3 protein-coding genes and 1 pseudogene are annotated in these 7438 nt (G+C 71.0%); all 4 read right to left on the bottom strand.

Annotated elements, in window-relative coordinates; genetic code table 11:
* A pseudogene (locus tag B9S61_RS29095) lies at nt 1-836 on the bottom strand (transposase); the annotation flags it as partial.
* 276 nt (nt 837-1112) lie between these two features.
* Complete coding sequence (locus tag B9S61_RS29085; RefSeq protein WP_103544908.1) at nt 1113-2690, bottom strand: sodium:solute symporter family protein; 1578 nt, start codon at nt 2688-2690, stop codon at nt 1113-1115.
* 346 nt (nt 2691-3036) lie between these two features.
* A complete protein-coding gene (locus B9S61_RS29080) occupies nt 3037-5031 on the bottom strand; it encodes an MFS transporter (RefSeq protein ID WP_103544907.1) in 1995 nt (664 codons plus the stop codon).
* A gap of 132 nt (nt 5032-5163) precedes the next feature.
* A partial coding sequence (locus B9S61_RS29075; RefSeq protein ID WP_258039906.1) for a serine hydrolase occupies nt 5164-7438 on the bottom strand: 2275 nt, incomplete at its 5' end.

Genomic DNA, 7438 nt, shown 5'->3' with positions numbered 1-7438 from the left:
CAGGACCAGACACGGACCGGGATCCCGTCCCGCGTGACGGCCATCCCGATCACGATCTGCGGAAGGTCGTCGCGGGAGTCCTTCGACTTCCCGGACGTGCGGAACCCGGCCTGATCAGGGGCGTCGCCACTGTCGTCCGCGTCGGCGGGAGTGTCGTCTGCGGCGGGCAGGAGGCGGCCCTTGTCGTCGCGGGCGACGAGCTCGTCGGCCTCCTCCAGTTCGAAGTAGGTGCTGGTGGTGTCGAAGAACAGCAGGTCGACCTCGAGGTTGAGAAGGTTCGCGACCTCGTCGAACACCCGCTTCTCCAGGTCGTCCTGGACTTCGTGGAGCCAGTCCATCGCCCGGTAGCAGGCGTCGTCGTCGCAGGCCGGCAGGCCGTCGACATGCACGTCGTTGGTGACCCAGTCCGCGGCGGCCAGCTTCGACGACGGGGCCAGGGCCCGGTTCGCGACCATGGAGAACAGCACCCGCTCGGTCACCGACATGTCCCGGCGTCTGCCCCGCTTGGGCTGCCCGACCTGCCCGACCTGCCCGACGATCTTGTCGATCTTCAGTCGCCGCCACAGATGATCGAGGACGTAGGTGCCGCCGAACGGGACCGAGGAGACGAACTCCAGGTCACCCGCCGCGGTCGACGCCAGTGCTTCGCCCGGTTCCAGCAGCCGTGATAGAGAGGCGACCAGGCGTTTCACCGCGTCCCGGTCGAGGTCGTCCGCACGGCCGAACGTGAACAGGACCTTCGGGACCGCCCGGCCCTTCACCGGATCCCACTCATTGTGGGCCAGGTGCAGGTACCGGACCGTGCCGGACTTGTTCTCCCGCTTCGTCGTCTTCACATACACGACTCCAGACCCTACGGAGCAACTCCAGGTCAGCGCAGGTGAATCCGCAAAATCGCGTCTCTAGGCGAATCTGGCCGCGTCACCAGCCTCCAACCCGCTGACCTGCACCTTCAGCCTGGCAGGTACTCCAGAACCCCTGAATTGCGCGGAACGCAGGCCCCCGGCACGGTCCGCACGCCACCCCTGGATGCCGGTGGGCGGGAGCAGTCGCCCCTCGGCGATGCGGAAGGTGCCGGCGAACGCCTCGTGCGGGCCGACGGAGCCGTGCACCTAGTCCTTCACGGGGGCGGGGACGCTCTCCTCCGCCGGACCCGGAACCGCCGCCGAGGCCGAACCCCCGTCACCGTCGGTGTTGACCCGCTCGATGATCGCCAGCCGCTCCGGCGTGTCCTCCGGCTTCGCGTAGCCGATCAGCACATACAGGACCAGCGAGACCGCCAGCGGAATGGACACCTGGTACTCCGGCGGCACGCCGCCGTCGACGGCCCCGTCGACGGGGTAGTTCACCAGCCAGAAGGCGAACAGGCCCAGCCCCCAGCTGGTGAGCGCCGCCGTGGGGCCGGAGCGGCGGAACGGGCGCAGCAGACCCAGCATCATCGGGATGGCGATCGGTCCCATGAGGCCGGCCACCCACTTGATGACCACCGTGATGATGTCCTTGAAGGTGGGGGAGTCCACCTGGGTGGCGACCGCCATGGACAGCCCCAGGAAGACCACCGTCGTCACGCGCGCCGCGACCAGCCCCGACCGCTCGCCCCACCTCCGCGCCCTCGCCGACAGCACCGGCGCCACATCCCGGGTGAACACCGCCGCGATGGCGTTGGCGTCGGAGGAGCACATGGCCATCGTGTGGGAGAAGAAGCCGACGATGACCAGGCCCAGCAGGCCGTGCGGCAGCAGCTGTTCGGTCATCAGGGCGTAGGAGTCGGAGCCGTCCGCCTTCTGCGACTCCACCAGCAGCGGCGACATCCACATCGGGAAGAACAGGATCACCGGCCAGACCAGCCACGGCACCGCCGACAGCCGTGCCGACCGCTCCGCCTCGCGGGCGTCGGGGGTGGCCATGTACCGCTGGGCCTGGTTGAGCATGCCGCCGTTGTACTCGAACAGCTTGATGAAGAGGAACGCCAGCAGGAAGACCGTGCCGTACGGTCCCACCAGCGGTTCCCCGTGTCCCTGGAGCTCCGGTTCGTCCCGGGCGCCGAGGAAGCCGCCGTGGTCGCCGAGTTCGAGCACCACCGCGACGAACATGGTGACACCGGCCAGCAGTTGGATGACGAACTGCCCGAGTTCGATCAGCGCGTCCGCCCACAGGCCGCCGATGGTGCAGTAGATCGCCGTGACCACACCGGTGATGAGGATGCCCTGGTTGAGCGAGATGCCGGTGAACACCGACAGCAGGGTGGCGATCGCGGCCCATTTCGCGCCCACGTCCACGATCTTCAGCAGCATGCCGGACCAGGCCAGCGCCTGCTGGGTCTTCAGGTCGTAGCGGTTCTTCAGGTACTCCAGCGGAGAGGCCACATGGAGCCGGGAACGCAGCCGGTTGATGCGCGGGGCGAACAGCCTGGAGCCGATGGCGATGCCGAAGGCGATGGGGAAGGCGATGGGGAAGGACCAGGTGACGAAGGAGGTCACGCCGTAGGTGTAGGCGATGCCCGCGTACCCGGTGAACATCACCGCGCTGTAGCCCGACATGTGGTGGGAGATGCCCGAGAGCCACCAGGGCGTCTTGCCGCCCGCCGTGAAGAAGTCGCTGACGTTGTCGACCCGCTTGAGCGACCAGACACCGATGGCGACCATCACGGCGAAGCAGCCGATGAGAACCGCCCAGTCGAGACCGTTCATGCCCCCCCCCTTCCAGGGTCCGCCGTGTGAACACGACTGTGAACACCGCTCAGCTGGTTGGCACTTCGCCTGAGCGGGGTAGGGACGTGAAGGGCCGCGAAGTGCCCGCTCATCGTGGGCGCGATGGCGCGGGCACGACAAGAAAGCGGCGGGTCGAGAGCGGGCAAAGTTGTTCGGGTGGTTGAATTTGGTTCATGTCGATGAGCTGATGCGGCTGTGGGCCGGCCCGCTCCGGGAAGGTGATCGGGGACGCACGGTGCCGACGGTTCACCGTGCCAGGGGTTCACCGCGCCGACGGGTCACCGCGTCGACGGTTCACGGCGCCGGCACAACGGCGGCGCGGCGCTCAGCGCAGCTCGTCGGGGCAGGGCGTGCCCCGGTCCCACTGGTACGGAGCCGCCAGGCGGTACACCCCCGGCTCCGGCGCGAGCAGCATCGTCCACGTGTCGCCGTTCACGTCCTCCTCCGTCTCCGTCACGCAGCCGCTGACGTTCTCGTACGTCTTCGGCTCGCCCTCCGGACGGCCCTCGGACTCCTCCGTCTCCTGCGGAGGCTCCAGCGCCTTGCCCTCGGCGTCGACGAGCCCCAGCCACGGCGAGTACGGGACACGTACGAGGATCCGGCCCGCCTTCTCCACCCGCAGCGTCCACTCGCCCTGCTCGGCCCGCTCCACGACCGTGTTCGGCTCCGCCAGCGGGGTCGGCTCGTCCACCGCGAACAGCTGCCAGTTCGCGTCGCCCCAGATCTGCTTCAGATACGGCAGCCCGCGCTGCACCAGCTCCCGCTCCCGCTGGCCGCCGTCACCGTCCGGCTCGTCCTTGGACAGCACCACGAAGTGCACGCCCCAGCGCTTCAGCCACTCGCGGTAGTTGGCCGAGTTGAGGGTGTCGTCGTAGAAGAGCGGGTTGCGCTCCATGTCGGCCTGCCGGTTCCAGCCGCGGGCCAGATTGACGTACGGGGCGAGCGCGGACGCCTCCCGGTGCGAGCGGGCCGGGACGACCTCCACCCGGCCCCGCTCGGCGCCGACCTCCTGCAGCTCGTTCACCAGCGGCGCCAGCTCGCGCGCCCAGGACGCACGGGGGGTGGTGTCCACGACGTCGTCGACCGACTTGAAGCCGATCCAGCCGTGGAAGCCGACGGCGGCGACGACGATCACGTACCACTTGAGGGACTTCGGCACCGCGAACGGCAGCGCCGCCACCAGCGCCACACCGCCGAACAGCATCGCCAGCCGCGTCATGTTCGAGCCGATCTGCGAACTGACCAGCCAGACCAGCACGATCCCCAGCCCGTACACCGCCGCCGTGATCCGCACGGTCAGCCACTCCCGGGGCACCAGGAGATACACCAGGACCGAGTGCAGCAGCGGCAGGACCACCGAGCCGATACCCATCGGCTGCGTCCCCGAGAACGGGAACAGCCACGCCGACAGCGCCACCACCGCGCTGGGAGCCAGGCCCAGCGCCCACGCCCCCGGCCGGCGCTTCTGCAGGAACAGTGCCGCCGCCACCAGACCCACGAACAGCCCCGCGACCGGCGAGGCCATGGTCGCCAGCGCCGCCAGCGGGGCCGCGCACAGGGCCTTCGCCCAGCGCTTGTGGCGCCAGCGGTACGGCCAGCAGAAGACGACGGCGACCGCGCCGAGCGCGAACATCGTGCCGAGCCCGTACGTCACCCGCCCCGAGGCGGCGTTGCACAGCAGCGCGAACACCCCGGCCAGCGCCGCCCACAGAGGGTTGCGCACGACCCGGCTGCGCATCAGCACCAGCGTCAGCAGTCCCGCCGACACCGTCCCCGCGATCATCATCGTCGTCCGCACCCCGAGGACGGACATCAGATACGGCGACACCACGCTGTACGACACCGGGTGCATGCCGCCGTACCAGGCGAGGTTGTACGCGGAGTCGGGGTGACGGCCGACGAACTCCGCCCACGCGTCCTGCGCCGCGAGGTCGCCGCCGCTGTTGGCGAACGTGAAGAACCAGACGATGTGCAGCAGGCCGGCGAACGCGGTGACGGACAGCACGGGGTGCCGCAGCATCCGGGCACGCACGGCGAGTACGGCGGCCCCGGCGGCACCGGGGGTGCCGGGTCTGTCACCGTCGGAAGGGGCGTCCGGGGGGCTCGGAGGACTCGGGCTGCCGACGGCCCCCGGGTCGGTGGCGGTACCGGGCGCGGGAGCCGTGCCCGGGGTGTCCTGAGCGCTCCGGGCGGCGGGGGTGCCCTCGGTGTTCCGGGCGGGGCCCTGCGCCGCGGACACGGGTATTCGCGGGCCGGACCCCGAACCCGAACCCGGACCGGGCTCGGCGTCGTCGGCGCGTGTCGGCTCCGCTGTGGCCACCTGAAGGCACTCCCCGTGTCCAGTTCCCTGCCCGATTCCTGCCCGTTTCGTGACGCTAGCACGCACCCCGTCGACCGTCGCCCGGGTGGGCGTGGGCCCGCGGGGTGCGGGTGTGCCGCGTCTGCCGGCGTCTCAGGTGAGACGGGCCAGCTTGTCCGTGAAGCCCGGCTCCACGAGGTCCTCCCGGAGGGCGACCGGGAACTTGACGGCACTGCTCGTACCGTCGCCGACGGTGAGCGTTCCCACCTTCGTGCCGGCCTTCGCGGTGCGCGGCAACTCGTCCGCGGCGAACGTCAGCTTCACCGAGAGGCCCGCCCAGCCGACGGCCTTCACGTCCTCGGTGACGGCGACGGGCGTCCGGTTGCCGAGACCGTCGTCCACGTACCCGACGAGCGAGCCCTTCTTCAGGATCGTCGCCGACTCCAGCGCGCCCTGCGCGGCCCGGATCAGCTCGTCGCCCGAGGTGAGGGCGGCGGACAGGATGGTGTTGTCCTTGCCGCCCGCGGGCTGGCGGACCACGGCGCCGACGACGGTCCGGGTCTCCCCGCCGACCTCCTTCTTCGCGGCGAACACGAGGTTGCCGAGCGCGGAGGTGGTGGTGCCGGTCTTGATGCCGACGACGTTGTTGTGGCCGACCAGCTGGTTCCAGTTGGAGTGGTTGACACCCTTGTAGTCGTCGTACGACATCATCGCGGCGACCTCGCGGAACGCGGGCTGCTTCATCGCTTCCTTGGCCAGCTTCACCTGGTCCACGGCCGTGCTCACGGTGGTGTCGTTCAGCCCCGAGGGGTCGGTGTACGTCGTGTCGGTCATGCCGAGGTCCTTCGCGGCGTCGTTCATCTTCTCGACGAACGCCTCCTCGGACTGCGCGTCCCAGCGGGCGAGCAGCCGCGCCACGTTGTTCGCGGACGCGATCAGCACGGCCTCGACCGCCTCCCGCTGGGAGATCTCGTCGCCCGCGGTGACGTCGACGGTCGACTCCTGCCCGGCGTCGGACTGCTTCTCCGCAAGCTCGTCGATCTTGATCATCGGACCCTCGGCGCCGCTCTTGAGCGGGTGGTCGCGCAGCACCAGATAGGCGGTCATGACCTTGGCGACACTGGCGATCGGTACGGGCTTCTGCTCACCTGAGGAGCCGAAGGTGCCGATGCCCTGCACGTCCAGCGCGGCCTGGCCGTCCGCGGGCCACGGGATCTCGGGCTTGCCGCCCTCGAAGGTGTAGCTGTCCTCGGCGGTCAGCTCCAGCGTGGGCGCCGGGAGCGGACGGACGTTCTGCACGACCGCGAAGACGATCACCAGCAGCAGAACCAGCGGCGTCCAGATCTTGACCCGCCGCACGGCCGTGCGCAGCGGCGTCTGCGGGGGCGGCGGGGTGTTGGTCAGCTCGGCCAGCAGATCCAGCGGCGGCCTGGGCGGCAACGGCTGCTGCGTCGTCCGCTCCGGCCCGGCCGGCGGGACCGAGGTGCCGGCCCCGGCGGACGGCACGGCCCGCAACGCCGTGGTGGCGTCGGTGGTGCGCGGGGGCTTGCGGGCGGCGGGGTCGTCGAAGTCCTTCAGCGCGACGAACCTGCTGGTCCGCTCGGCCTCGGCGGGGCCCTCGTCCCGGCTGTCGTCCCGGCTTTCGTCCTGGCCCTCGTCCCGGCTGTCGTCCCGGCTGTCGTCCCGGCTTCCGTCCCGGCTGTCGTCCTGGCTTTCGTCCTCGGCGTCGCTCTCGGCCTCGGCGCCCGCGTCGCCCAGCTTGAGCATGGTGGTCGGCTGGTCGACGGAGGGCGGCCGCGTCCGGAAGACAGCGGTGGGCTGATCGACGGAACCCTCGGCCTTCCTGCCGTCCTCGCGGTCCGCTTCCGAGGGTGCGTCACCGCTGTCCGCGGCGGGCTCGGCGGGGGGTGCGGCGTCACGGCCGGTCCCGGACGGGCGGTCCGACGCCGGGTCCGCGTCGGTGCCGTCCTCGGCAGTCCGAGCCCCAGTGGCGTCACCGGGGGGCGTAGCGGCGTCGCGGCCGTTCTCCGAGGGGTTCTCCGTCGCCGGTTCCCGGTCCGCGTCCGTGCCGTCCTCGCGCTCGGGCGCCTGCGTCCCGGTGGCGGACCCTGCTTCCGGGTTCCCGGCTGCGGGCGTGGCGTCACCGCTGTCCGTGGCGGGCCCGGCGGGGGGTGTGGTGTCGCGGTCGGTCCCGGACGGGTGGTCCGACGCCGGTTCCCGGTCGGTGTCCGTGCCGTCCTCGCGCTCGGGCGTCTCCGACCCGGCCGCGCTGCCGGCAGCGGCACGCTCGACGTCCCGGTCCTCGGGCTCCGTGCCGTCGCCGTGGTCGGCCGACTCCGGCTCCGGGGTGTCGTCGTCCGCGTCGCCGTCCGTCGCCGCGGCACCGCTGTCGCGGGACTCGTCCGAGCCCTCGGCGGAGACGGAGCCG

The sequence above is a fragment of the Streptomyces sp. SM1 genome (assembly GCF_002910825.1).
GTDB lineage: Bacteria > Actinomycetota > Actinomycetes > Streptomycetales > Streptomycetaceae > Streptomyces > Streptomyces okerensis.
This window is presented reverse-complemented; position numbering and strand designations above follow the sequence as displayed.